Here is a 24,430-nt window from a genome sequence, read left to right as displayed (position 1 = left end):
AAAGCCGTTTTCAACTCACGTTGAAAACGGCTTTTTAAATGCTTTGATCTGCTGCGATTGTGGAACTGCCCCCTGACTCTAGCCGCCCTGCTTCTTCTTGGCCGCGTCGAGTTTGTCCTGGGTCGCTTGCCGTTCGAACGCGCGCCGCTCTTCCTTCGAACGCGACACTGGATTTGGCACCACGCGCAACGGCGCTGCAGACACTTGCCCCCGCGTGGACACCGCCGATTGCGCGTTCATCGAATTAGCCGGAGCCGGAGAGTTCGGCGAGACGAACTGCACGAATACCTCGCTGTCCTTCATCATGCCCATCTCGTAACGCGCCCGTTCTTCAACAGCCGCAGTGCCGTTCTGCAAGTCCGCCACTTCGCCCTGCACACGTTCGTTCCGCAGCTTCAGGTCGACATTTTTCTTCGTCTGGTTGACCAGTTGCTGCTGCAGTTCGTGGACGCGCAACCAGCCACCGTGTCCCCACCACAGCGGATACTGGATCATCGCCAGCAGCAGGATCAGAACAAAGGTGACAATCCGCATTTAAGAGGCGAGAAAAACGCTAACACTTCAACTGAATTTGGCGCTGCCTCGCATTCATTGGAACACGAGGCGGCGGACTGAATAAATCGGCGGCCGTCCAGACCAACGTCCATTCCGGCCGAAGCTTTAGCGCAGATTGTAGAACGCCGACTTACCCGGATAACTCGCGATATCGCCGAGATCTTCTTCAATACGCAGCAACTGGTTGTACTTCGAGATCCGGTCGCTACGCGACAACGAACCCGTCTTGATTTGACCAGCGTTCAGACCGACCGCGATATCCGCAATCGTCGAATCTTCCGTTTCGCCCGAACGATGCGAAATCACGGCAGTGTAACCCGCGCGCTTCGCCATTTCGATTGCCGCGAAGGTTTCCGTCAGCGTACCGATCTGGTTGATCTTGATCAGGATCGAATTGGCGATGCCTTTATCGATGCCTTCTTTCAGGATGCGCGTGTTCGTCACGAACAGATCGTCGCCGACGAGTTGAATCTTCTTGCCGAGTTTATCGGTGAGAATCTTCCAGCCGTCCCAGTCGCTTTCGTGCATGCCGTCTTCGATCGAAACGATCGGGAATTTATCGGCGAGCGTGGCGAGGTAATCCGTGAATTCCGTCGACGACAACTGCAGGCCTTCACCCGCGAGTTGATATTTGCCGTCGTGGTAGAACTCGCTTGCAGCGCAGTCGAGAGCAAGCAGAACGTCTTCGCCCGCGCGATAACCGGCCTTCTCGATCGCCTGGACAATGGTCGACAGGCACTCGTCGTTGCTGCCGAAGTTCGGCGCGAAACCGCCTTCGTCGCCCACCGCCGTGCTCATGCCGCGATCGCTCAGGATCTTCTTCAGCGCGTGGAACACTTCGGCGCCGCAACGCAGCGCCTCGCGGAAGGTCGGCTGGCTGACCGGGACAATCATGAATTCCTGGATATCCAGGCTGTTGTTCGCGTGCGCGCCGCCGTTCACGATGTTCATCATGGGAACGGGCAACTGCATGGCGCCCGAGCCGCCGAAGTAGCGGTACAGCGGCAGGCCGGCTTCTTCGGCTGCGGCCTTCGCGACTGCCATGGAGACGGCCAGCATTGCGTTGGCGCCGAGGCGCGACTTGTTGTCGGTGCCGTCGAGTTCGAGCAGGGTTTTGTCCAGAAAGGCCTGTTCCGATGCATCAAGGCCCATGATGGCTTCGGAGATTTCTGTGTTGATGTGTTCGACTGCCTTCAGCACGCCCTTGCCGCCGTAGCGGCCGGCTTCGCCGTCGCGCAATTCGATCGCTTCACGCGATCCGGTCGATGCGCCCGACGGCACCGCGGCGCGGCCCATCGTGCCTGATTCCAGCAGGACGTCACATTCGACGGTGGGGTTGCCTCGCGAGTCGAGAATCTCGCGACCGATGATATCTACGATAGCACTCATGGTTTCCTCAAGAAATGACGATGAATCAGGTCAGACAGCAGGTCGGTTTAACATCTTGCCGGCGCGCAAGCGCCCGGCCTCAGAGGCCAACGACCACCATCATGTTCAGTTCTGCTGCGCCCGCTCGCACGTGGCGCACCGCTTCGTATTGTGCGGAGTGATACCATTTTTTGGCCGTCTCGTAGCTAGCACATTCGAGTACGACCGAGGGTGGGCACATTGGTCCTTCGAGCGCCTCGCTCTGTTCGCCACGCACCAGAAACTTACCACCGTATGCTTCAATCGCCTGCATTGATAGTGGCTGATAAGCGGCAAATTTCTCGGGGCCGGAGACGTTCGCGCTCATGAAGACGCACCCTTCGTCATGACACTCCCCTTGGCCGATGCGTTGCGGATGTTGATGCTGAGCGAACGCTCACGCTTGAAAACAAGCGGCGCTCGCAGCGTCCTTAACTGAAATCGTCCTCGAGGAACGGTCCGCGCTTCACGGCCCGATCCAGCGCAACGAGTGTCTCCAGCAGCGCTTCCATTCTGTGCAGCGGTACCGCATTCGGCCCGTCGGACTTCGCGTTCGCCGGGTCGGGATGCGTTTCCATGAAAACGCCCGCTACGCCGGTGGCGATCGCGGCACGCGCCAGCACCGGCACGAACTCACGCTGACCGCCGGAACTCGTACCCTGCCCGCCCGGCAACTGGACGGAATGCGTGGCATCGAAGACGACCGGCGCGTTGGTTTCCCGCATGATCGCGAGCGAGCGCATGTCGGAAACCAGATTGTTATAACCGAACGACACGCCACGTTCGCAGGCCATGAAACGGTCATCAGACAAGCCGGCTTCGCGGGCGGCGTCGCGGGCTTTATCGATGACGTTCTTCATGTCGTGCGGCGCGAGAAACTGGCCCTTCTTGATGTTGACCGGTTTGCCCGAGCGCGCGCATGCGTGGATGAAGTCGGTCTGGCGGCACAGGAACGCGGGCGTCTGCAACACATCCACGACCGATGCAACCGCTTCGATCTCGTGCTCCGAGTGGACGTCGGTGAGAACCGGCAAACCGAGTTGCTTCTTCACTTCGCCAAGAATCCGCAGGCCTTCGTCCATGCCAAGACCGCGGAACGACTTGCCAGAACTGCGATTGGCCTTGTCGTACGACGATTTATAGATGAACGGCACGCCCACTTTCGCGCAGATTTCCTTCAGGCGGCCGGCGACGTCGATTGTCATTTGCTCCGATTCGACCACGCACGTGCCCGCAATCAGAAAGAACGGCTGGTCGAGACCGACCTCGAAATCACACAGCTTCATGCCTGCGCTCCGACGGAAACCGCAACGGCCGGCGCGGGTGTAGCGTCGGCCCCGACTCCAGGCGCTACAGCAGCCTGACCGTTCGCCTTCAGCGCCAGATGATGGGCGCGCGCCGCTTCGACGAATTCCTTGAACAGCGGATGACCATCGCGCGGCGACGACGTGAACTCCGGATGGAACTGCACGCCGACAAACCACGGGTGCATGGATTCCGGCAGCTCCATCATTTCCGGCAGATCTTCGCTCGGCGTACGCGCGCTGATCACCAGCCCGCCCGCTTCGAGTTGCGGCACGAAGCGGTTGTTCACTTCATACCGGTGCCGATGGCGCTCGTTCACGTCCGTGCCGTAAATGCGTGCTGCCATGGTGCCCGGCTTGATCGGACATTTTTGTGAACCGAGGCGCATCGTGCCGCCCAGGTCCGACTCTTCCGTACGCTTTTCAACGCGGCCCGCGCGGTCGTACCACTCGGTGATCAGCGCAACAACCGGGTTGGTAGTCGACGAATCGAATTCCGTGCTGTTGGCATCCGTCAGACCGGCGACGTCGCGAGCGAATTCGATCACGGCCAGTTGCATGCCGAGACAAATGCCGAGGTACGGTGTCTTCGATTCGCGTGCATAGCGGATCGCCTTCATCTTGCCTTCCGTGCCGCGCGCGCCGAAACCGCCCGGCACGAGCACGGCGTCGAGATGTTTCAGGCCTGCGACACCATCCGTTTCGATCTGCTCGGAATCGATGTACTCGATATTGACCTTCGTCGACGTATGAATGGACGCGTGTTTCAGCGCCTCGATTAACGACTTGTACGACTCGGTCAGTTCCACATACTTGCCGACCATACCGATGGTGACTTCGTTCTTCGGGTTCTCGAGCTTCTGGACGAGGCCTGCCCACATGCTGAGGTCGGCGGGTTTCGCCGAGAGCTTCAGCTCTTCACAGATGATGTTGTCGAGACCCTGGTCGTGCAGCATCTGCGGAATCTTGTAGATGCTGTCCACGTCCCACACCGAGATGACCGCGTCTTCCGGCACATTGGAGAAGAGCGAGATCTTCTGGCGTTCGTCGACGGGAATCGGGCGATCCGCGCGGCACAGCAGCACGTGCGGCGAGATACCGATTTCGCGCAGCTTCTGCACGCTGTGTTGCGTGGGCTTCGTCTTGAGCTCGCCCGCCGTCGCAATATACGGCACGAGCGTCAGATGCACGAAACACGCGCTGTTACGGCCGAGCCGCAGGCTCATCTGGCGCGCGGCTTCGAGGAACGGCAGCGATTCGATGTCACCCACCGTCCCGCCAATTTCCACGATAGCCACATCCGGCTCGCCGCACGTAGCCGCGGCTGCGCCGCGTTGCAGGAATGCCTGGATTTCGTTGGTGATGTGCGGAATAACCTGAACCGTCTTGCCGAGATACTCGCCGCGGCGTTCCTTGCGGATCACCGACTCGTAGATCTGACCGGTCGTGAAGTTATTGGCCTTGCGCATCTTCGTACTGATGAAGCGCTCGTAGTGGCCGAGATCGAGGTCCGTTTCCGCACCGTCTTCCGTCACGAACACTTCCCCGTGCTGAAACGGGCTCATCGTGCCGGGGTCGACGTTGATGTAGGGATCGAGCTTTAGGAGGGTGACTTTCAGACCGCGCGATTCGAGGATCGCGGCGAGGGAAGCGGCGGCAATACCCTTGCCGAGGGAAGACACTACGCCGCCGGTGACGAATACATATTTGGTCATCGCTAGGTGCTCGCGGGAAAAACGGATTATACCCGAAAGGTGCCCCGGAACCCAGAGCCGGACGGGGCTGATTTACATCGCACGGCGCGCTTCGATTGCGGGTTTATCGGCGGCGGGGATGTGGCTTAAACGTTCTCTTGCCGTGGTCCTCGCAGTCCATTAAGCGTGCGCTGCAATGCGCGCGCTGTTTCCACCGGGTGTTCCATCGGAAACAAATGACTGCCCTCGATCCACTCGAGATGCCCGCCCACAATACGCCGCGTCATGTCCAGCCCGACCTGCCGCACTTCCTTCGAATGTGTTCCTGCGATAAAACCGATCGGCACCGGCACGCCATGTGCGACCCGCGCACCGAGCGTGCGCGGCAACGTCTTGTAGATGCGGAATTCGACCTCGCGATCGAAAGCGAGCTTGCGGGGGCGATTGGTTGCGCTCGCGGATTCATTCATGCGGCTCATGTTGTTCAGGCCACCCGCGCTGCCCGCCTCCGCCGGAATCGCGAAATCGATGTAATCCGACAGCATCCGCTCATCCCAGCGGGCAAACGCGCTTTTTGCGTGAAAGTGACGCCACGCGTCTTCCCGGCTCGGCCAGTGCGTGCGGCGGTTTTTGGTCGCCGCAGCGGGCGAAAGCCGCGTGTCGAGCCCAGTCCACTGCGATATACGCAGCAAATTGCTGCGCCAGCCGGCAATCACCGGCGAATCCAGCATCACCACGCCCTTCACCCATTGCGGCCGCTTGAGCGCCGCCATCAGCGACAGATAACCGCCCAGCGAATGCCCAACGAGCCACACTTTCGCGTCGTCCGGGCGCCTGGCGTCGATGTCCTCGAGCAGTTGATCCACCAGATGCGGCCAGTCGCGCGTCACCGGGAAACGCGGATCGTGACCGAAACGCTCCACCGCGCGAATCTCGTAGTCGTCGGCGAGTTCGGCGAAGATCGTCCGGTACGTCGATGCGGGAAACCCGTTCGCGTGCGAAAAATGCAGGATGTCTTTCAAGCGCCGTGCCCTCTCTTTTTTAATGTCTCGTGTTCCAAGTCCCGTTCATTGCCCCATCCAGTAGCGCGCATGCGTCTGCCTGAAACGTTCGATGGACACCTCCGCCGCGACGTCCATACGCGCCGCACCGTCTTCGTCGCTGCGAGACAACTCGATATCACGCAGTCGATACCGCTCGAAAACCGTCGGGTTCGGATGGTTAAAACGGTTGCGGTAGCCTACCTGAAATACCGCGACGCGCGGCTTCACGGGGTCGAGGAAAGGTTCAGTCGAGGACGTCTTGCTACCGTGGTGCCGGTACCACTAGCACGTCGGCCTGAAGCCAGGCGGCGTCATGTTGCCCGAGTTGCAACAACTGACGCTCGACGTCCGCTTCAATGTCGGCGGTCAGCAGCGCCGAACTCCCCGCGGCGCTCGTCACTTTCAGCACGCATGAAGTCGCGTTCGGTTTGGGCGCGAGCGGTCCGGCCTGCAGCTGCAAGCACGCGATTCCCAGCGCAAAGCCGATCAAGATACTGCGCACGCCCGCTCCTCAAAAACCCGACGCGAGCGCAAACGCATCGAAGGGAGAAACGGTGCCTTCAATGCCTGCAATCGAATGAAAACGAGGAATTGATTATGCGGAAATAAGGCCAAGCCGCGGCAACGCGGCGTGCGCGTTAGCCGTCGTGCCTAGAGAAAGCGTTTCTTTGTCGATGCCGCGCAATTCTGCAAGCACCCGTGCGATGCCTGGCACCTGATCCGGCGCATTGCGATGCTTATAGAGCCATGAAGGCGCGATATCGGGTGCATCGGTTTCGAGCACGATCGCGTCCAGCGGTAACTCGGCGGCAAGACGTCGAATCTGGCGTGCGCGTTCGAAGGTCAGGTTGCCGCCGAAACCCAGACGCATGCCTTGCGCGATAAACGCTTCGGCCTGCTGAAAACTGCCGTTGAACGCATGCGCGATACCGAGCTTGACTGAAAACATGCGCAGGCCCTTGAGCACCTTGTCTTGCGATTTGCGCACGTGGCAAATCACCGGCAAATCGAACTCACGCGCGAGCTTGAGCTGCTCGTAATAGAAGAAGGTCTGACGCGCATCGTCGAGGCCGGGTACGAAATAGTCCAGCCCGATCTCGCCGATACCCACAAAACGCGCATCACCCATGCTCGCGGCAATCTGCTCGCGCAACACGTGCAGATCGTCGTCCTGCGCACGCGGCGTGAACAAAGGATGAATGCCGAGCGCATACGCCCCCCCTTCAATCCGGTGCGCGAGCTCACGCACGGTGTCGAAGTTCTGCCGCTCCACGCCCGGAATCACAATCCGCTGCACGCCCTCTTTCAACGCCGATGCCGCGACCTCATCGCGGTCGGCATCGAACTCGGATGCATCGAGATGGCAGTGGGTATCGATCCACATGAAACCCCCTCGGCAGTTAAACGGGTACGACCGGCTCCTCGAACAGCACGCCGTCGCGCAAGCGCATGATCCGGTCGCAGCGCGCGGCAAGATCGGGATCGTGCGTGACGATCACGAAGCTCGTTTCCAGCGTCTCCGACAACTCCAGCATCAAGTTGAACACGGTGTCCGCGGTGGCGCCGTCGAGGTTGCCGGTCGGCTCATCGGCGAGCACGCATGCCGGATGCGTGACCAGCGCGCGTGCGATCGCCACGCGCTGACGCTCGCCGCCCGACAGCTCGCCCGGCCGATGTTTTGCCCGATGGCCGATACCAACGCGCTCGAGTATCGTCATGGCCTGCTCGCGTGCATCGGCTTCGCTCAGGCGGCGAATCCGCAGCGGCATGGCGACGTTATCGAGCGCGCTGAATTCAGCCAGCAAATGATGGAACTGATACACGAAACCCAGCGCGCGATTGCGCAGCTCGTTGCGTTCGCGTTCGCGCAATGCGGTGAACGGTTTGCCCAGCAGTGAAACCTTGCCGGCGCTGGGTTCATCCAGACCGCCGAGCACGTGAAGCAACGTGCTTTTACCCGAGCCCGACGCGCCGACGATCGCCAGCTTCTCACCGCGCCGGACCTGCAGTTCCGCGTTGTCCAGCACTTGCACATTGAAGCCGCCCTGCACGAACGTCTTCGAAATCGCCGATGCTTCCAGCACGATGGCGTTGTTGTTATCACTCATAGCGCAACGCCTCCGCCGGACGGACCTTCGCGCCGCGCCAGCTCGGATAGAGCGTCGCGAGCGATGACAATACGAATGCGATAAGGCCGATCCGCGCGACGTCGGCGGGGACGAGCTCGGACGGCAATTCGCTGATGAAATACACCGATGGCGGCAGGAACTGCACGCCGAGCAAATGCTCGATCATGGGCACGAGCCACGGAATGCTCCACGCGATAAGACACCCCAGCGACACCCCGATCGCCGTGCCAATGAAACCGATCGTCACACCCTGGATCACGAAAATCTTCATGATCGAGCCGGGCTGCGCGCCCAGTGTCCGAAGAATGGCGATGTCCGCTTGTTTATCGGTCACGGTCATCACCAGCGACGACACCAGATTGAACGCCGCCACCGCAATAATCAGCGTCAGGATAATGAACATCATGCGTTTTTCGATCTGCACGGCCGAGAACCACGTCTTGTTCTGCTGCGTCCAGTCGCGGATATAAAGGTCGCCGGAGAGCGTTCGCGACAGTTGCCGTGCGACTTCCGGCGCACGCTGCATGTCCTTTAGCTTCAAGCGCACGCCCGAAGGCGCGGGCAGCCGGAACAGCGCCTGCGCGTCGGCAATGGAAATCAGCGCCAGCGTAGAATCGTATTCGTAGTGTCCTGACTCGAACACGCCGACCACCGTGAACTGCTTGAGCCGCGGCAGCATGCCCGCCGGCGTGATCGTGCCTTCGGGCGCGACCAGCGTGATCTTGTCGCCCGTGGTCACGCCGAGATTGGTCGCCAGATCGGCACCCAGCACAATGCCGAAGCTGCCCGGCACGAGATCGGTAAGCTTGCCGCCCCGCATCTCCTTGCCGATATCGGAGACTTGCGGTTCCAGCGACGGCTCCACGCCTCGCAACGCTACGCCGCTGACGGCGCCTTGCCGCGTCAGGAGCGCCTGGGCATCCACATAAGGCGCCGCGCCAATCACTTCCGGATTCTTGCGCGCTTCCTGCGCGGTCAGTTGCCAGTCGGGCATGGACCCGGTCGGCGAGAATATCTCGACGTGCGCAAGCACGGACAGCATGCGGTCGCGGACCTCTTTCTGGAATCCGTTCATCACCGAGAGCACCACGATCAGTGCCGCGACGCCAAGAGCGATGCCCGCCATCGATACCAGCGCGATGAACGAGATGAAACCGTTGCCGGTGGTGCGTTTGCCGGCGCGGGTATAGCGCCAGCCGATCTGCCATTCATAGGGAAGTTTCAAGCGATTCCTTTTCAGCGTTCTAACGTTCTTCGATCTTTACATCGCGCAATCGACGCGCAAGTGAACCTTGCGACTTGCGCCATTTTTATAACCTGACCCTGTCTATCCAGGGGTGCCAATAACAACGCTTTCTCAATCTTTACCGCATCGATCTGGCGCGAGCCGGACGCACCGGTCGTGCGATCAAGCGCGAAGTTTGCCACACAATTCTTGGCAACTCCTTTGGCACGGATGACGTGGCGGAACGAAGAACGATGGCGCGAGCCGCCATGCTGGCCATCCGGACGATTTCCCGCGCCCATGTCGCAGTTCATACTCGCCAGGCGCACATGGCATGACTGATTACGCGTGACTGATTGCGCATTACGTATCGCAACGAGGCAAATGGCAAGCACCCGGAAAACACCAGGTCTATGCCATACAATGCGCAGCATCATGCCCACGCACAAGCTCCCCGATCTTCACCTTCTCTTACCGTTCGCGCTGCCATCGGCTGCGGATGCCGCCACTGCGCTGCACAAGCTGGACCGTCCCGCACTCGAGCGGCTGCTTGCCCGCGCGACGCTCGATGAGCGCGTGATCGGCGAAGATTTCCAGCGCACGCTGCCGCACGAACGCTGGATTGCGCGGCAATTCGGCGTGGTGAATGAAGCGCCCGGGCGAGCCACCGACGAAGCACCGCTCGCACCCTACATGTTGCTCGCCGACGGCGGGACGCCAGGCGACACCATCTGGGCATGCGTCGAACCGGTGCATGTGCGGATCGCGCGGGACCATCTGGTGCTGATCGATCCGGCGACGCTGGGTATTGACGATCACGAAGCCCGTACCCTCTTCGATGTCGTCAAGCCGTTGATAGAAGACCTCGGATTGACCATCCAGGCGCCACAACCGGCGCGCTGGTACGTCGCGGGGCCGAATCTCGGCACGTTGGCGGGCGCGTCGCCATTGCGGGCGAGCGGGCGCAACATCGAAATCTGGTTGCCGCACGAAGCCGGCACCGGCGAACGCTCGCGGGCCTGGATGAAGCTGCAGAACGAAGTGCAGATGGCGTGGTTCGAACATCCGCTCAACGAAGCGCGTGAAGCGCGTGGCCTGCCTGCGATCAATTCCATCTGGCTGCACGCGCAAGGCGCGCTGCGTAGCGTGACGAGTCCGTTCGCGCGGGTGATGTCGAACGCAGCGGCCACACGCGGCCTCGCGCTCGCCGCCGATGTCGTCCCGGAAGCGCCGCCCGCATCGTTCGCGGATTTTGGCGCCGGACACCCCCAAAGCGAAGGCCGTGCGCTCGTCGAACTCGATCCGTTCTCCGCGCCGTTCATCGAACAGGACTGGGCGCGCTGGAACGACGCGCTCGGCACGCTGGAGCGCGACTGGTTCGCGCCCGCCCTCGCCGCGCTCGAAAACGGCACACTCGGCACGTTGCGCCTGGTCCTGTGCAGCGACACCGGCTCCGTGTCGCTGAGCGTCACGCGCGGCGCGTTGCGCAAATTCTGGCGGCGGCGTCCGATTGCTGCTTTATTCATTGAATGAGTTATCGAACAAAACGAATGAAACGAATGCTCACCGGCCTGTCCGCATGACCCGAATCGTCACCCGCGCACCCTCTCCCGCCGATGCCGCCGTCCTTGTGCGGCATGGCGTTCATCCCGTCATTGCGCGGCTCTATGCCTCGCGTGGCGTGTGTTCGCCGGACGAGATCGAAACGGAGCTGAAGAAATTGCACGCGCCGGCCGGGCTGAAAGGTTGCGATGAAGCGGCCGTTGTTCTCGCCGATGCGCTCGCGGCGAAACGCCGCATGCTGGTTGTGGCCGACTACGACTGCGACGGCGCGACGGCCTGTGCAGTCGCGGTGCGCGGCTTGCGGATGTTCGGCGCGCAGATCGATTACCTGGTGCCGAATCGCTTCGAATACGGCTACGGCCTGACGCCCGAGATTGTCGCGCTGGCGGCTAGCCGGGCGAGCGGGAAACCCGATCTGCTGATCACCGTGGACAACGGCATTGCCAGCGTGGACGGCGTCGAGGCGGCGAATGCGCTCGGCATCGACGTGCTGGTGACAGATCACCATTTACCCGGCGACGACTTGCCGCCGGCGCGCGCGATCGTGAATCCAAATCAGCCGGGTTGCGCATTTCCGAGCAAGTGCATGGCGGGCGTAGGTGTGATTTTCTATGTGCTGCTGGCGTTGCGGGCGGAATTGCGCCGTCGCAATGCCTTCACCGATACCGCTCCCGAACCGCGTCTGGACGGCCTGCTCGATCTGGTCGCACTGGGCACCGTCGCCGATGTCGTGAAGCTCGATCCGAACAACCGGATCCTGGTCGCGCAGGGCTTGAAGCGGATTCGCGCGGGGCGGATGCAGCCGGGCATCGCGGCGCTGTTTCGCGCGGCGGCGCGCGATGCGCGTGCCGCATCGGGATTCGATCTGGGGTTTGCGCTCGGGCCACGGCTAAATGCGGCGGGACGGCTATCGGATATGTCGTTGGGAATCGAATGCCTGATCACCGATGACATCGGCCGCGCGTGGGAATTGGCGCAGCAACTGGATTCGATCAATCGCGAACGGCGCGAGATCGAGGCCGGGATGCAGGAGCAAGCGCTTGAAGAACTTGCCAATATCGATGCTGCGGATTGCGCCACGCTGACGCTGTTTAATCCGGCCTGGCACCAGGGTGTGATCGGGATTGTCGCGGGGCGGTTGAAGGAGAAGTTTCACCGGCCGTCGTTCACGTTTGCTCATGCCGATGAGAGCGGGGTTTTATCGAAGGGATCGGGGCGCTCGATTCCCGGATTTCATCTGCGCGATGCTGTCGACCTGATTTCCAAGCGCGAGCCCGGGATGATCGTGAAATTCGGCGGTCACGCGATGGCCGCAGGGATGACGATCGTTACCGCCGATATTCCGCGCTTTACCGCGGCGTTTGAGGCCGTTGGGCGCGAGTGGTTGAGCTCGGATGCGTTGTCGCGGGTGGTCGAGACCGATGGCGAGCTCGAGGACGCCTATTTCACGCCGCAGTTTGTCGAACTGATCGATGGCGCCGTTTGGGGGCAAGGGTTTCCCGCGCCCGTGTTTTCCGGGGAGTTCGAGGTTGCGTCGCAAGCGCTGGTCAAGGATAAGCACCTGAAGCTGCAATTGCGACGCGGGCAACAGCGGTTCAACGCCATCTGGTTCAATCATACGGAAACGCTTCCAGCCCGCACGGTGGTGGCGTATCGGCTGGTTTCCGATACCTGGAACGGCGTGGCCCGCGTACAGATGATCGTCGAGCATGCGCTGGGGTAACGTGTAGCGCCACCCCCCCAGCGCCAGCGGCCTTCCCCGCCCAGCGAGCCTTCCGCCTAAGCTATAATTTCGCTCTTACCCAAAAAACCCAGAAAACGATCGAAATGGAAGCGGAACGTCTAAACGCAATCGAGAACCTCCTCGCCGACCTGCGCCGTCGCGCCGGCGAGCTCCGGGGGTATCTTTGACTACGACGCCAAGGCCCTGCGCCTCGACGAAGTCAACCGGGTACTAGAAGACCCGAACGTCTGGAACGACTCGAAAAACGCCCAGGCCCTGGGCCGCGAGAAAAAGCTGCTGGACAACGTCGTCACGACGATCACGGACCTCGATAACGATCTGCGCGACACGCAAGATCTCTTCGACATGGCCCGCGAAGAAAACGACGAAGACACGCTCGTCTCCTGCGAAGCGGACGCGGCAGCGCTTCAAAAACGCGTCGAAGACATGGAGTTCCGCCGGATGTTCTCGAACCCGGCCGACCCGAACAACTGCTTCATCGATATCCAGGCTGGCGCCGGCGGCACGGAAGCGTGTGACTGGGCAGCAATGCTGATGCGCCAGTACCTGCGCTATTGCGAACGCAAAGGCTTCAAGACCGAAGTGCTGGAAGAGTCCGACGGCGACGTCGCCGGCATCAAGAGCGCGACCATCAAGGTGGAAGGCGAATACGCCTACGGCTTCCTGCGCACCGAAACGGGCGTTCACCGCCTCGTGCGCAAGTCGCCGTTCGATTCATCGGGTGGACGCCATACGTCGTTCTCGTCGATCTTCGTCTATCCGGAAGTCGACGATTCCATCGAAATCGATATCAATCCGGCTGACATTCGCACCGACACGTATCGCGCGTCCGGCGCGGGCGGCCAGCACATCAACAAGACCGATTCCGCCGTGCGCCTGACGCACGCGCCGACCGGCATTGTCGTGCAGTGCCAGAACGACCGCTCGCAGCACCGTAACCGCGCCGAAGCCATGCAGATGCTGAAAGCGAAGCTGTACGAGTTCGAAATGCGCAAGCGTCAGGTCGAACAGGACAAGCTCGAATCGAGTAAAACCGATGTGGGCTGGGGTCACCAGATCCGCTCCTACGTGCTCGATAACAGCCGTATCAAGGACCTGCGGACCAACGTGGAAATCAGCAATACGAAAGCCGTGCTCGACGGCGACCTGGACGATTTCATCGGCGCAAGCCTTAAACAGGGCGTATAAGCGAGCAGCGCGGCTTCGGTCGCGGCGTCGTTACACCCAGGGGTACGCCGCCGCGCCAGCCACGCCGCATCGTTTTCGCTCAGGCTCCCTAGCAACGTATTGCAGCATTGCATCGCTAATATTTGCGACCATCCGTGTGGCCTGTGTTTCACCGTTGTCGTTCACATCGCGAAACACGAACAGCATAGACGCAGCACCGGGCCCACGACCAAGCCGCATTCATCGCACTCACAGCCAAACACATCATGACCGAACCGACTCAGCCGGACGCCGCGCCCGAACCGGAAGAAAACAAGATCCTCGCCGAGCGCCGCGACAAACTCCGTGCGCTGCGGGAGCAGGGAAACGCGTATCCAAACGATTTCCGTCCAACCCACCAGGCCGCCGCGCTGCAATCCGGCTACGCCGATAAAGACAAGGAAGCGCTCGAAGCCGAGCCGCTGCAAGTCGCGCTCGCGGGCCGGATGATGTTGAAACGCGTGATGGGCAAGGCGAGTTTTGCGACGGTGCAGGACGGCAGCGGCCAGATCCAGTTCTTCATCACGCCCGCCGACGTCGGCCAGGACGTCTACGATGCGTTCAAGAAATGGGATCTCGGCGACATCATCGCGTCAAAGGGTGTCCTGTTCCGCACGAACAAGGGCGAGCTGTCGGTGCGATGCACGGAACTGCGCCTGCTGACGAAATCGCTACGCCCTCTTCCCGATAAATTCCACGGCCTCGCCGATCAGGAAATGCGCTATCGCCAGCGTTATGTCGACCTGATCGTGACGCCGGAAACGCGCCAGACGTTCCTCGCGCGCACGAAAGCGTTCGCCTCGATCCGCAGCTTCATGGCGAAGGCGGATTTCATGGAAGTGGAAACGCCGATGCTGCACCCGATTCCCGGCGGCGCCGCAGCGAAGCCGTTCGTCACGCATCACAACGCGCTCGACATGCAGATGTTCCTGCGTATCGCGCCCGAGTTGTATTTGAAGCGGCTGGTGGTGGGCGGCTTCGAACGCGTGTTCGAGATCAACCGGAATTTCCGTAACGAAGGGGTGTCGCCGCGACACAACCCCGAGTTCACGATGATGGAGTTCTACGCCGCGTACACGGACTACACGTGGATCATGGACTTCACCGAGGAACTGATCCGCCAGGCTGCCGTCGATGCGCGTGGAAGCGCGAACATCACATATCAAGGGCGCGAGCTGGATTTGTCGAAGCCGTTTCACCGGTTGACGATTTGCGAGGCCATTCAGAAATACGCGCCGCAATACACGAACGAGCAACTCGCCGATGCCGCGTTCCTGCGCACGGAGTTGAAGAAGTTTGGCGTCGACGCCTCGCAGCCGCAGTTCCTGAATGCGGGCGTGGGCGCATTGCAACTCGCGCTGTTCGAGGAAACCGCCGAATCTCAATTGTGGGAGCCGACGTTCATCGTCGACTATCCGCTGGAAGCGTCGCCGCTTGCGCGGGCATCGGATACGGTCCCGGGGATCACGGAACGCTTTGAGTTGTTCATTGTGGGACGTGAGATCGCGAACGGCTTCTCAGAGCTGAACGATCCGGAAGACCAGGCCGCGCGTTTCCAGAAACAAGTCGACCAGAAGGACGCCGGCGACGAAGAAGCCATGTTCTACGATGCCGACTACATTCGCGCGCTCGAACACGGTATGCCGCCGACGGGCGGCTGCGGGATCGGTATCGATCGGCTGGTCATGCTGCTCACCGATAGCCCGAGCATTCGCGACGTTATCCTGTTTCCGCATCTGCGCCGCGAAGACTGATTTTCACGCGATGATGGCGAGTTTGAAAAAAAGGCGCGAAAGCGCCTTTTTTGCGTCGTGACGTGTCGTGCAGATTGTAACTTTTGGTAAAAACCGCCGGGCAGGACTACCGGGCGAAGCCTATTCGGTCTGGAAAACCCTTATAAAACAAGGCAACGCGGTGCTGGTCCTTGCCGGTGCACTTCTTGCGTTGAATGGCTGCCTGGAAACGTTACAAATTGACAAACCTTACGCTCCGATTTGTCCGACACTGCTTCCGTAAAGCAACGTCACATCCAGTAACGTCATACTCTGCCTTGAGACGGAGGTCCAAAAATGGATAACAGCAACAACAACATGACCACACCCAATTCACCGAGTCCTGGCGCCCCGCGCGACCGCAAGATTCATCCGCTGGTCGCAACCGCCGCGGGTGCGGTCATTATCGCGAGTCTCGCTGCTACGGCAGCCGTTACCGGTCTGTTTCCGAAAGCGTCAAGCACGTCGCCGCTGAACGACCAGACCCAGGCTGCACAAGTGGCCACGCAACCCGCGCAACCGGTTGCCCCTACGGCAGCTCAACAGCAGCAGGCGCAGCAGGATCAACTCGCCGAACAGCAAGCACAACAGCGCGCGGCGGCTCTAGCAGCCCAGCAGCAACAACCAGCGCCTCAGGTGGCACAACAGGTGGCACAACAGGCGCCTGTGCAACAACCCAACTACGCACAGCAGCCGCAACCTGCGCAACCCGCCTATTGCTCAACCTGCGGCACGGTAGAAGCAATTTCGGCTGTGAAGCATGAAGGCCAGGGAACCGGCATCGGCGCGGTAGGTGGCGCGGTAGCGGGTGGTCTTATCGGCAATCAGTTTGGACGTGGGGGCGGTCGTACCGGCATGACGATCCTTGGCGCGCTCGGCGGCGGTCTGGGCGGCAATGCCATCGAAAAGCACATGCGCAGCACCACCGATTATTCGGTGCGCGTGCATATGGAAAACGGCAAGACGCGTTACTTCACGTATCACCAGGCGCCGCCGTTTAGCGAGGGTCAGCGCGTGCGTATCGAAAACGGCACGCTGGTCGCAGGGTGAGCCGTAGTCCTCGTTCAAGCCAGGCCATAAAAGCAAAACGGCGATTCCTGATGGAGTCGCCGTTTTGCTTTATCTGAGCTGCGCCGGACTTAATAATCCGCGTCTTCAATCCACGCCGCCTGGATCGCTTCGAGAATCTTTTCGTTGGACCTTTCGGGGTCGTCGTCAAAACCCGGCAACTCCGTCACCCAGCGATGCAAATCGGTAAATCGCACGAATTGCGGATCGACGTTCTGATGCGTGTCGGTCAGTGCCATCGCGATATCTTGCGTGTCTGTCCACTTCATGGCAAACGCTCCTGTCTCGTGGTCGCTGATTTAAGTTCAGTGATTCTCTTTGGCATGATTGATGGAGTAGCGCGGGATCTCGACTACCAGATCCTCGTCGGCGGGAACCATCGCCTGACATGATAACCGCGACGTCGGCTCAAGTCCCCAGGCCTTGTCGAGCAAATCGTCCTCGTCTTCTTCCGACGGCACAAGCGCGTTGAAACCCTCACGAATGATCACGTGACACGTCGTGCACGCGCACGATTTTTCGCACGCATGTTCGATCTCGATGCCGTGCTCCAGCAAGTTGTCGCAGATGCTCTTCGACGTATCCGCGTCAATCACCGCGCCATCCGGACACAACTCGACGTGGGGTAATACTACGATCTGAGGCATGAATTCTTTCCGTTCTTTGTACGTGAGGGGCTCGGCGAATGATCAGACTTCGTCTAGCCTGCGGCCGGCAAGCGCGCGGCGAATGCTTTTGTTCATGCGGCGGGCAGCGAATTCATCGGTGGCGGCGGCAAGTTCCTTCGTCGCCGCTTCGATGGCATCGACGCTGTCGCCGTTCGTGACCGCCGCAAGCTTGACGATCAGCGCTTCGATGTTCGTGCGCTCCGCTTCATCCAGCAGTTCGCCATCCACGCCAAGCGCCGCCTGCGATGCTTCCACCAGACGCTGCGCGTCGACCTGCGCCTCGCGCAGCGCGCGGGCGCGCATATCGACTTCGGCGGTCGTGAAGCTTTCTTCCAGCATGCGAGCAACGTCGTCATCGGCGAGACCGTAGGAAGGCTTGACCACCACCGACGCCTCCACGCCCGACAACTGTTCACGCGCGAACACGGACAGCAAGCCATCTGCGTCCACCTGATACGTCACGCGGATGCGCGCAGCGCCTGCGGCCATAGGAGGAATACCGCGCAATTCAAAGCGCGCAAGCGAACGGCAGTCGGAGACAAGCTCGCGCTCGCCTTGCACGACGTGGATTGCCATCGCCGTCTGGCCGTCTTTGAACGTGGTGAAGTCCTGTGCGCGCGCGACCGGAATGGTCGAGTTGCGCGGGATGATTTTCTCGGTCAAGCCGCCCATGGTCTCAACACCGAGCGACAGCGGAATGACATCGAGCAGCAGCCAGTCATCGCCCTCTCCGCGCCGATTTCCCGCCAGCAGATCCGCCTGGATTGCCGCGCCGAGCGCCACGACCTGATCCGGGTCGAGGTTGATCAAAGGCGGTTGGCCGAAATATGTTTCGACGGCACGCCGGACCACCGGCATGCGCGTGGCGCCCCCGACCAGCACCACGCCCTTGATCTCGGACGGCGAGACTTTGGCGTCGCGCAAGGCTTTGCGCGTGGGGGTCAGCGTGCGGGCGACCAGCGCCTCGGTCAGCGTGGCGAAATCGCTTTCGGTGATCGTAAAATCGATCTGCTGGCCGTCCGACAACGTGACCTGAATGGCAGCCTCCGGCGCATCCGACAGCGCTTCTTTCGCCGTTCGCACACGGTCCAGCAGCAAACGCACGTCTTCCGGCGCGGCCGGTGTCACCTTCGCTTTGACCAATACGTGCCGATACAGCGCCGCATCGAAATCATCGCCGCCGAGCGCCGAATCGCCGCCTGCCGCGAGCACTTCGAACACACCCTTCGTGAGCTTAAGAATCGACAGATCAAAGGTGCCGCCGCCCAGGTCATACACGGCGTACAAACCCTCCGATGCGTTGTCCAGCCCGTACGCAATCGCCGCGGCGGTCGGTTCGTTCAGCAAGCGCAACACGTTCAGACCAGCGAGTTTTGCCGCGTCTTTCGTGGCTTGCCGCTGGGCTTCATCGAAGTAAGCGGGAACCGTGATCACCGCGCCGACCAGTTCATCGGCGAGCGTATCTTCCGCGCGATACCGCAGCGTGGCCAGAATTTCCGCCGATACTTCCACCGGACTTTTGATGCCATCGATCGTGCGAATCTGCACCATGCCCGGCGCATCGACGAAATCGTAGGGCGCGTTTTCCGCCCCTTCCACTTCGCTCTTGCCGCGGCCCATGAAGCGTTTCACCGACACAATCGTGTTACGCGGATCAAGCACTGCCTCTTCCTTCGCCACGCGGCCGATACGCCGGCCGCCCTTCTCCAGATACCGGACCACCGACGGCAACAGATAATCGCCGTCTTCGTCGGGCAAAACTTCGGCCACGCTGTTGCGCACGGCGGCCACCAGCGAATTGGTCGTACCGAGATCGATGCCCACGGCTACCCGCCGCTGATGCGGCGCCGGAGCCATGCCGGGTTCTGAAATTTGCAGTAAAGCCATCGTTGATCTATTGGGGGTTGGTGTCGTCTGGTTTTGTCTGGGACTGAAACGTGGGGGCTTGGTCGAACTTAATCGAGCCTCTCGATCTGCACGCCGATCTCGCTCGCCACGCGTTCGATAAACATCAACTGGCGCACCGCTTCGCTCGCAGGCTGATCCGAGTGGCTATCGATCAGCGCCGCCAGTTTCTCGAAGCGAATGCGTTCCTGATCGCGCAGTTCATCGAGTAAAGCCTCCAGCGCGCCAAGATTCCTGGCGTCCGCCGCGTCCTCTATATTCTCGCGCCATTCCATCTGCTGCATCAGAAAAGCCGGCTCCATTGCGGTGTTGTTCTCCGCATCGGCATGCACACCGCGCAGCGACAACATATAAGTCGCCCGTTTCAGCGGATCGCGCAGCGTCTGATACGCCTCGTTCGCGCGCGTGGCCCACTGCATCGCGATGCGTTTTTGCGCGTCGCCAGCGGCGGCAAAACGATCGGGGTGAACCTGCGCCTGCACCGTGCGATACGCGTCGTCGAGCTTGTTTGCATCGATGGCGTAAGTCGGCGGAAGGTCGAACAGATCGAAGTGACTGTCGTTGAGCGTTGCCATAGTGACGATGAAAGACAATGAGCAGGAGCAGGAAATTAAGCGAAAGACACGAAACTTTGAAAAGCAGCGGCGCTAAAGAAAAAGGCGGCACGCGCCGCCTCTTTTCTGTTCTTGTGCAACGCTATACGCGAAACGATTCGCCGCAACCGCACTCGTCTTTCACGTTCGGGTTATTGAACTTGAAGCCTTCGTTCAGCCCTTCGCGCGCAAAATCCAGTTCGGTGCCATCGATGTAAGCCAGACTCTTCGGATCGACAATGATCTTCACGCCCGCCGACTCGAACACCTGGTCTTCAGGCGCGAGTTCGTCCACATACTCGAGCTTGTAAGCCAGGCCCGAGCAGCCGGTCGTGCGCACGCCGAGGCGCAGGCCGACGCCCTTGCCGCGTCGAACCAGATACTTCTGCACGTGTTGTGCTGCCTTGTCCGTCAACGTGATTGCCATAGTCTCTCTTCAGCAGCCGCTCGTCCGGAGTCAATCGTTTCTCCGGTCGCGTGCTGCAACCTTGCTTTGAATCGAAAACCAGAGCGCCCGAGCCATAGACTGCCGAAGCGCCCTTCCCAAATACTGTGGATCCCTACTTACTACGCGGCGTGTTGCTTCGCTTCAACCGGAGCAGCTTCTGCCGCGCCTGCGCCATGACGTTGCTTGTAGTCGGCAACGGCGGCCTTGATTGCGTCTTCAGCCAGGATCGAACAGTGGATCTTCACCGGCGGCAGCGCCAGTTCTTCGGCGATATGCGTGTTCTTGATCGTCAGCGCCTGATCCAGTGTCTTGCCCTTCACCCACTCGGTCACGAGCGAGCTGGAGGCAATAGCCGAACCGCAGCCATACGTCTTGAACTTCGCATCTTCGATCACGCCATCCGCACCTACGCGGATTTGCAGCTTCATCACGTCGCCGCATGCCGGCGCGCCGACCATGCCGGTGCCGACCGTGTCGTCGTCCTTGCCGAACGAACCGACATTGCGCGGGTTTTCGTAGTGGTCCAGAACCTTGTCGCTATAAGCCATGATTCAAACTCCTTCAATTCGTATGCGTGTGCGTTCAAACGTGAGCGCAAATGAGCCGCCACCGGGCGGCCAGACAAGCGCTTAATGCGCGGCCCACTGGATCGACGAAATGTCGATACCGTCTTTATGCATTTCCCAAAGCGGCGACAGATCGCGCAACTTCTGGATCTTGCCCTTCAGCAAGTTGATCACGTAATCCACGTCCTGTTCGGTCGTGAAGCGGCCGACGGTAAAGCGGATCGAGCTGTGCGCGAGTTCGTCGTTACGGCCAAGCGCCCGCAGCACATAAGACGGTTCCAACGAAGCCGACGTACATGCCGAACCCGACGATACCGCCACGTCCTTCACCGCCATGATCAGCGACTCACCTTCCACGAAGTTGAAGCTGATGTTGAGGTTATGCGGCACACGGGCTTCCATGTCGCCGTTCACATACACCTCTTCCATCTCCTTCAAGCCGTTGAGCAAGCGGTCGCGCAACATGCGGACACGCTCGTTTTCGACGGCCATTTCTTCACGCGCGATCCGGAAAGCCTCGCCCATGCCAACAATCTGATGCGTGGCCAGCGTGCCCGAACGCATACCGCGCTCGTGACCGCCGCCGTGCATTTGCGCTTCAATACGAATCCGCGGCTTGCGGCGGACGAACAACGCGCCGATACCCTTCGGGCCGTAAGTCTTGTGCGCCGAAAACGACATCAGATCGACTTTCAGCTTGTCCAGATCGATGTCGATCTTGCCGGTGGCTTGCGCGGCGTCGACGTGAAACACGATGCCCTTGGCGCGGGTGATCTCGCCGATCGCGGCCACGTCCTGGATCACACCGATCTCGTTGTTCACGCTCATCACCGAAACCAGGATGGTGTCCGGACGGATGGCTGCCTGAAGCTTGTCCAGGTCGAGCAAACCGTCGTCCTTCACATCCAGGTACGTGACTTCAAAACCTTCGCGTTCGAGTTCACGGCAGGTATCGAGCACGGCCTTGTGCTCGGTCTTCACCGTGATGATGTGCTTGCCTTTGCTCTTGTAGAAATGTGCCGCGCCCTTGATGGCGAGGTTGTCCGATTCGGTTGCACCCGACGTCCAGATGATTTCGCGCGGGTCGCAATTAACCAGCTTCGCGACATTCTCACGCGCTTCCTCGACCGCCCGCTCCGCGTCCCAGCCGTATTGGTGGCTACGCGAAGCCGGATTGCCGAACTGCTCGCGCAAGTACGGAATCATCTTGTCCACCACGCGCGGATCGACAGGAGTCGTAGCGCTGTAGTCCATGTAAATGGGCAGGTGGGGAATGTCGTTGTTCATCAGTTGCTCCGGGGATTTAACTCAATTGGCTCGTTCAAGGCGAGACGGCCGCGTCTATACAGCTACGCGGCAGCCGTCAGCCGGCCAGGTTGAAAACGGAATTCGGTCCTTTCGGCGCCACGCGCACAGGCTCCACGCCCGCCGATTCGGCACGGCGATCGCGCAATACCGCCGGCGATCCTTCGCGTGCACGCTGCTGGTCGACGAGATCTTTCAGCGAGACGGAGTCGAGGTACTCGACCATCTTCTGATTGAGCGTGGACCAGAGTTCGTGGGTCATGCAGTGGCCGTCATGCTGCTTGGTGCCTTCGCAAGCACCCTTGCCACCACATTGCGTGGCGTCGATAGGCTCGTCCACCGCAATGATGATGTCCGCCACCGTAACGTTCTCGGCACGGCGAGCAAGATTGTATCCACCGCCCGGACCGCGCACCGACTCGACAATCTCGTGCCGGCGCAACTTGCCGAACAACTGTTCGAGATAGGACAACGAGATATGCTGGCGTTGGCTGATTCCTGCCAACGTCACCGGGCCCTGCTCCTGGCGCAATGCCAGGTCGATCATCGCCGTGACGGCGAAACGGCCTTTCGTGGTGAGTCTCATAATTTGTAAGCTACCGGGGGCTACAGCTAATACTTGATGAGTTTGCTCAAGTATAAATAGCCTACGGATTTAGTCAAGTATCCGCAGGCATTTTCTTAGGAATTTGCTGAGAACATTGCACCTATTGAAACTTGCTGGCGGGCGTGGCGCATCAGACCACCAACTGCGTGCGAAGCGCCTTCAGCAGGCCTTCGCAAGCATCCTCGCACTGGTCGAGCACACGCTCGAAATCTTCGTCGCCGCCAAAATACGGGTCGACCACCACGCGGCTGTCGTCGCGAGTCGCGAATTCCATCAACAGCCGGATCTTGTCGCGATATGCCGGCGGACACACTTCGGTCAGCGCGACAGCGTTGGCGTCGTCCATCGCGATGAGCAGATCAAACCGCGCGAAATCTTCAGCACCAATCTGCCGCCCGCGCAGCAGAGACAAGTCATAACCCCGTTTCCTGGCCGCACGCTGGGCACGCTCGTCGGGCGGCTGGCCGATATGCCAATTGCCGGTGCCGGCCGAGTCGACCACGATCTTGTGCGCGAGCTTCGCTCGGCTCACCTGACGCAGCATCACCGCTTCGGCGCTCGGCGAACGGCAGATGTTGCCAAGGCACACGAAACAGACGGCGATAGTGTTCATCGGGTTCCAGACATCGTTTGGCTTGAGCGCGACTGGCAGCTCGACTGGGTTCCGCCGGCTCGACCAAACGAGTCCGCGCGAAGCAGTCCCGAATTATACAAAGGACGGCGTTTGCGCGCCCGGACGGCCCGCTTTAGAACGTCTGCGAAACGGCTGTAGCCGACGAGCCGTTGGCCTGCCTGTAACCATTGGCGCCGTTATCGAAGTCGACAAATCCCAGCGAAATCGCACGCGCGAACTCGGCGCTGACGCTGGCGGCACTTTGCGGATGGGGTGCGGCGGCGCCGGAAACCGGGTGGATCGCGTGGCAGTAGCCGGCAAGTACGAGCGGCACGAGCATCGCAACGGGCCAGTAGGTCGATATTGTCTTTTTCATTTTCAAACCCCTTCTCAGGTCCTGTGGACTGACGGGCCCACTTCCGGACACTTTGATTTTAAGGGTTTGCCCCAGTCTCATAAAGGTGCCGCAGCACAAAGCATTGTTGCAGCCCTGTCAACAGCGCATGTCGCGTCGGCGTTGTGTTCGGGTAATGAGTGATTTCTGCCACTTTCACTCTGTTACCCCGGAGATAAAACTTTACAAACTTCTTGCGACATCCGGTCCGCGAAACGGTCAGATACGGTAATCAGTCAACGAACGCCTTCTCGCTCATTATGAAACTCGCAGTTACAGGTTTGATCCTCGCTTCGTCCGCCCTGGTGGCCGGCTGTGCTGTCTACCCGGACGGCACGCCTGCTTACGCGAATGGCGGGTACTACTCCGCTTATCCCGCCTACCCCGCGGGCTATGAGCCCGCCTATGGCTATGGCGGACCAGTGGTCCAGTCGGGCGTGATCATTGATGGAGGCGGCGGATATTACGGTGGCCCCGGCCCTCGCTATTGGAACGATGGCCCCGGTTATTACCGTGGCCGGGGTGATCGGGACGGCGACCGCGGTCGTGGCGGTGACCGTGGTGGCGATCGTGGTGGTAACGGGGGCGGCGACCGCGGCGGTCACGGTGGGCAACAAGCGG

The 24,430-nt window shown here is 60.5% G+C and carries 28 protein-coding genes and 1 pseudogene; 7 read left to right on the top strand and 22 right to left on the bottom strand.

All coding sequences use genetic code 11. The features are described 5' to 3' along the window. Positions 1–78: 78 nt before the first annotated feature. The 12 genes from ftsB to EOS_RS46565 all read right to left on the bottom strand — a co-directional run bounded on the left by ftsB (position 79) and on the right by EOS_RS46565 (position 9,800). Entirely contained in the window at positions 79–534 is a 456-nt protein-coding gene (ftsB, locus tag EOS_RS33345) for a cell division protein FtsB (RefSeq protein WP_047896482.1), read from the bottom strand. Positions 535–660: 126 nt separating this feature from the next. After that, positions 661–1,944 (bottom strand): phosphopyruvate hydratase, encoded by a 1,284-nt coding sequence (gene eno, locus EOS_RS33340; RefSeq protein ID WP_047896481.1) that lies wholly within the window; start codon positions 1,942–1,944, stop codon positions 661–663. 79 nt (positions 1,945–2,023) lie between these two features. After that, entirely contained in the window at positions 2,024–2,290 is a 267-nt protein-coding gene (locus EOS_RS33335) for a DUF1330 domain-containing protein (protein ID WP_047896480.1), read from the bottom strand. Between the two features lie 103 nt (positions 2,291–2,393). Beyond that, complete coding sequence (kdsA, locus tag EOS_RS33330) at positions 2,394–3,248, bottom strand: 3-deoxy-8-phosphooctulonate synthase (protein ID WP_047896479.1); 855 nt, start codon at positions 3,246–3,248, stop codon at positions 2,394–2,396. Then, positions 3,245–4,981, bottom strand: a complete 1,737-nt coding sequence (locus EOS_RS33325; protein ID WP_047896478.1) for a CTP synthase — start codon at positions 4,979–4,981, stop codon at positions 3,245–3,247. The genes kdsA and EOS_RS33325 overlap by 4 nt, the downstream gene beginning before the upstream one ends. Positions 4,982–5,106: 125 nt before the next feature. Then, positions 5,107–5,982, bottom strand: a complete 876-nt coding sequence (locus EOS_RS33320; protein WP_047896477.1) for an alpha/beta fold hydrolase — start codon at positions 5,980–5,982, stop codon at positions 5,107–5,109. 45 nt (positions 5,983–6,027) lie between these two features. After that, complete coding sequence (locus tag EOS_RS49360; RefSeq protein WP_047896476.1) at positions 6,028–6,231, bottom strand: hypothetical protein; 204 nt, start codon at positions 6,229–6,231, stop codon at positions 6,028–6,030. A 34-nt stretch (positions 6,232–6,265) separates the two neighbouring features. Further along, complete coding sequence (locus EOS_RS49355; RefSeq protein WP_047896475.1) at positions 6,266–6,505, bottom strand: MBL fold metallo-hydrolase; 240 nt, start codon at positions 6,503–6,505, stop codon at positions 6,266–6,268. Between the two features lie 93 nt (positions 6,506–6,598). Beyond that, a complete protein-coding gene (locus tag EOS_RS33305) occupies positions 6,599–7,387 on the bottom strand; it encodes a TatD family hydrolase (protein WP_047896474.1) in 789 nt (262 codons plus the stop codon). A gap of 16 nt (positions 7,388–7,403) precedes the next feature. Continuing rightward, complete coding sequence (gene lolD / locus EOS_RS33300) at positions 7,404–8,111, bottom strand: lipoprotein-releasing ABC transporter ATP-binding protein LolD (RefSeq protein WP_047896473.1); 708 nt, start codon at positions 8,109–8,111, stop codon at positions 7,404–7,406. Next, entirely contained in the window at positions 8,104–9,357 is a 1,254-nt protein-coding gene (locus EOS_RS33295; RefSeq protein WP_047896472.1) for a lipoprotein-releasing ABC transporter permease subunit, read from the bottom strand. Before EOS_RS33295 ends, lolD begins: the two co-directional genes overlap by 8 nt. An 11-nt stretch (positions 9,358–9,368) precedes the next feature. Next, the gene (locus EOS_RS46565) at positions 9,369–9,800 is read right to left on the bottom strand and encodes a hypothetical protein (RefSeq protein WP_152693217.1); all 432 of its coding nucleotides are present in this window, start codon (positions 9,798–9,800) and stop codon (positions 9,369–9,371) included. On the opposite strand from EOS_RS46565, the gene EOS_RS33290 reads away from it, so the two are divergent. From EOS_RS33290 to EOS_RS33270, 6 genes are all read left to right on the top strand, one after another. Continuing rightward, a complete protein-coding gene (locus EOS_RS33290; RefSeq protein WP_047896471.1) occupies positions 9,781–10,890 on the top strand; it encodes a hypothetical protein in 1,110 nt (369 codons plus the stop codon). The two genes, EOS_RS46565 and EOS_RS33290, sit on opposite strands and share 20 nt — an antisense overlap. Positions 10,891–10,936: 46 nt before the next feature. Further along, positions 10,937–12,643, top strand: a complete 1,707-nt coding sequence (gene recJ, locus EOS_RS33285) for a single-stranded-DNA-specific exonuclease RecJ (RefSeq protein ID WP_047896470.1) — start codon at positions 10,937–10,939, stop codon at positions 12,641–12,643. A gap of 104 nt (positions 12,644–12,747) precedes the next feature. Beyond that, positions 12,748–13,852, top strand: a protein-coding gene (gene prfB / locus EOS_RS33280) for a peptide chain release factor 2 (RefSeq protein ID WP_122171145.1) whose coding sequence is annotated in 2 segments (ribosomal slippage) — positions 12,748–12,828 and positions 12,830–13,852 — 1,104 coding nt in all. Because the reading frame shifts where the segments join, the coding sequence is not laid out codon by codon here. A 245-nt stretch (positions 13,853–14,097) separates the two neighbouring features. Next, positions 14,098–15,624 carry a lysine--tRNA ligase gene (gene lysS / locus EOS_RS33275; protein WP_047896469.1) on the top strand — a complete coding sequence of 509 codons (1,527 nt, stop codon included), beginning with the start codon at positions 14,098–14,100 and terminating at the stop codon, positions 15,622–15,624. A gap of 67 nt (positions 15,625–15,691) precedes the next feature. Further along, positions 15,692–15,886 (top strand): hypothetical protein, encoded by a 195-nt coding sequence (locus EOS_RS46560; protein ID WP_152693216.1) that lies wholly within the window; start codon positions 15,692–15,694, stop codon positions 15,884–15,886. 53 nt (positions 15,887–15,939) lie between these two features. Next, positions 15,940–16,692 (top strand): glycine zipper 2TM domain-containing protein, encoded by a 753-nt coding sequence (locus EOS_RS33270; protein WP_047896468.1) that lies wholly within the window; start codon positions 15,940–15,942, stop codon positions 16,690–16,692. Positions 16,693–16,781: 89 nt separating this feature from the next. On the opposite strand, the gene iscX is transcribed toward EOS_RS33270, so the two are convergent. From iscX to EOS_RS33220, 10 genes are all read right to left on the bottom strand, one after another. Then, complete coding sequence (iscX, locus tag EOS_RS33265) at positions 16,782–16,979, bottom strand: Fe-S cluster assembly protein IscX (RefSeq protein ID WP_047896467.1); 198 nt, start codon at positions 16,977–16,979, stop codon at positions 16,782–16,784. Positions 16,980–17,015: 36 nt separating this feature from the next. Beyond that, entirely contained in the window at positions 17,016–17,357 is a 342-nt protein-coding gene (fdx, locus tag EOS_RS33260) for an ISC system 2Fe-2S type ferredoxin (protein ID WP_047896466.1), read from the bottom strand. A gap of 42 nt (positions 17,358–17,399) precedes the next feature. Then, on the bottom strand, positions 17,400–19,265 hold the full coding sequence (gene hscA / locus EOS_RS33255; RefSeq protein WP_047896465.1) for a Fe-S protein assembly chaperone HscA: 1,866 nt from the start codon (positions 19,263–19,265) through the stop codon (positions 17,400–17,402). A gap of 68 nt (positions 19,266–19,333) precedes the next feature. Beyond that, a complete protein-coding gene (gene hscB, locus EOS_RS33250; RefSeq protein ID WP_047896464.1) occupies positions 19,334–19,858 on the bottom strand; it encodes a Fe-S protein assembly co-chaperone HscB in 525 nt (174 codons plus the stop codon). Positions 19,859–19,979: 121 nt separating this feature from the next. Then, entirely contained in the window at positions 19,980–20,303 is a 324-nt protein-coding gene (gene iscA / locus EOS_RS33245) for an iron-sulfur cluster assembly protein IscA (protein ID WP_047896463.1), read from the bottom strand. A 140-nt stretch (positions 20,304–20,443) separates the two neighbouring features. Further along, positions 20,444–20,872, bottom strand: coding sequence for a Fe-S cluster assembly scaffold IscU (gene iscU / locus EOS_RS33240; protein WP_047896462.1), 429 nt, complete (start codon positions 20,870–20,872; stop codon positions 20,444–20,446). A gap of 81 nt (positions 20,873–20,953) precedes the next feature. Further along, positions 20,954–22,177, bottom strand: coding sequence for an IscS subfamily cysteine desulfurase (locus EOS_RS33235; RefSeq protein ID WP_047896461.1), 1,224 nt, complete (start codon positions 22,175–22,177; stop codon positions 20,954–20,956). A gap of 76 nt (positions 22,178–22,253) precedes the next feature. Next, positions 22,254–22,781 (bottom strand): Fe-S cluster assembly transcriptional regulator IscR, encoded by a 528-nt coding sequence (gene iscR / locus EOS_RS33230; RefSeq protein WP_047896460.1) that lies wholly within the window; start codon positions 22,779–22,781, stop codon positions 22,254–22,256. A gap of 151 nt (positions 22,782–22,932) precedes the next feature. Beyond that, positions 22,933–23,415, bottom strand: coding sequence for a low molecular weight protein-tyrosine-phosphatase (locus EOS_RS33225; protein WP_047896459.1), 483 nt, complete (start codon positions 23,413–23,415; stop codon positions 22,933–22,935). 133 nt (positions 23,416–23,548) lie between these two features. Further along, positions 23,549–23,791: a hypothetical protein gene (locus tag EOS_RS33220; RefSeq protein WP_047896458.1), complete on the bottom strand. Its 243-nt coding sequence runs from the start codon at positions 23,789–23,791 to the stop codon at positions 23,549–23,551. Positions 23,792–24,069: 278 nt separating this feature from the next. On the opposite strand from EOS_RS33220, the pseudogene EOS_RS47795 reads away from it, so the two are divergent. Beyond that, a pseudogene (locus tag EOS_RS47795) lies at positions 24,070–24,430 on the top strand (hypothetical protein); the annotation flags it as partial.

It is taken from the genome of Caballeronia mineralivorans PML1(12) (assembly GCF_001028175.1).
In the GTDB taxonomy this organism is placed as follows: Bacteria; Pseudomonadota; Gammaproteobacteria; order Burkholderiales; family Burkholderiaceae; genus Caballeronia; species Caballeronia mineralivorans.
The sequence above is the reverse complement of the archived record's forward strand: the minus strand, read 5'-3'. Positions and strand labels throughout refer to the sequence as shown.

Bases quoted from the DNA above. Each gene is read 5' to 3' on its own strand.
- ftsB (WP_047896482.1), bottom strand. From the start codon at position 534: ATGCGGATTGTCACCTTTGTTCTGATCCTGCTGCTGGCGATGATCCAG.
- eno (WP_047896481.1), bottom strand. From the start codon at position 1,944: ATGAGTGCTATCGTAGATATCATCGGTCGCGAGATTCTCGACTCGCGA.
- EOS_RS33335 (WP_047896480.1), bottom strand. From the start codon at position 2,290: ATGAGCGCGAACGTCTCCGGCCCCGAGAAATTTGCCGCTTATCAGCCA.
- kdsA (WP_047896479.1), bottom strand. From the start codon at position 3,248: ATGAAGCTGTGTGATTTCGAGGTCGGTCTCGACCAGCCGTTCTTTCTG.
- EOS_RS33325 (WP_047896478.1), bottom strand. From the start codon at position 4,981: ATGACCAAATATGTATTCGTCACCGGCGGCGTAGTGTCTTCCCTCGGC.
- EOS_RS33305 (WP_047896474.1), bottom strand. From the start codon at position 7,387: ATGTGGATCGATACCCACTGCCATCTCGATGCATCCGAGTTCGATGCC.
- lolD (WP_047896473.1), bottom strand. From the start codon at position 8,111: ATGAGTGATAACAACAACGCCATCGTGCTGGAAGCATCGGCGATTTCG.
- EOS_RS33290 (WP_047896471.1), top strand. From the start codon at position 9,781: ATGCGCAGCATCATGCCCACGCACAAGCTCCCCGATCTTCACCTTCTC.
- recJ (WP_047896470.1), top strand. From the start codon at position 10,937: ATGACCCGAATCGTCACCCGCGCACCCTCTCCCGCCGATGCCGCCGTC.
- lysS (WP_047896469.1), top strand. From the start codon at position 14,098: ATGACCGAACCGACTCAGCCGGACGCCGCGCCCGAACCGGAAGAAAAC.
- EOS_RS33270 (WP_047896468.1), top strand. From the start codon at position 15,940: ATGGATAACAGCAACAACAACATGACCACACCCAATTCACCGAGTCCT.
- iscX (WP_047896467.1), bottom strand. From the start codon at position 16,979: ATGAAGTGGACAGACACGCAAGATATCGCGATGGCACTGACCGACACG.
- fdx (WP_047896466.1), bottom strand. From the start codon at position 17,357: ATGCCTCAGATCGTAGTATTACCCCACGTCGAGTTGTGTCCGGATGGC.
- hscA (WP_047896465.1), bottom strand. From the start codon at position 19,265: ATGGCTTTACTGCAAATTTCAGAACCCGGCATGGCTCCGGCGCCGCAT.
- hscB (WP_047896464.1), bottom strand. From the start codon at position 19,858: ATGGCAACGCTCAACGACAGTCACTTCGATCTGTTCGACCTTCCGCCG.
- iscA (WP_047896463.1), bottom strand. From the start codon at position 20,303: ATGGCAATCACGTTGACGGACAAGGCAGCACAACACGTGCAGAAGTAT.
- iscU (WP_047896462.1), bottom strand. From the start codon at position 20,872: ATGGCTTATAGCGACAAGGTTCTGGACCACTACGAAAACCCGCGCAAT.
- EOS_RS33235 (WP_047896461.1), bottom strand. From the start codon at position 22,177: ATGAACAACGACATTCCCCACCTGCCCATTTACATGGACTACAGCGCT.
- iscR (WP_047896460.1), bottom strand. From the start codon at position 22,781: ATGAGACTCACCACGAAAGGCCGTTTCGCCGTCACGGCGATGATCGAC.
- EOS_RS33225 (WP_047896459.1), bottom strand. From the start codon at position 23,415: ATGAACACTATCGCCGTCTGTTTCGTGTGCCTTGGCAACATCTGCCGT.
- EOS_RS33220 (WP_047896458.1), bottom strand. From the start codon at position 23,791: ATGAAAAAGACAATATCGACCTACTGGCCCGTTGCGATGCTCGTGCCG.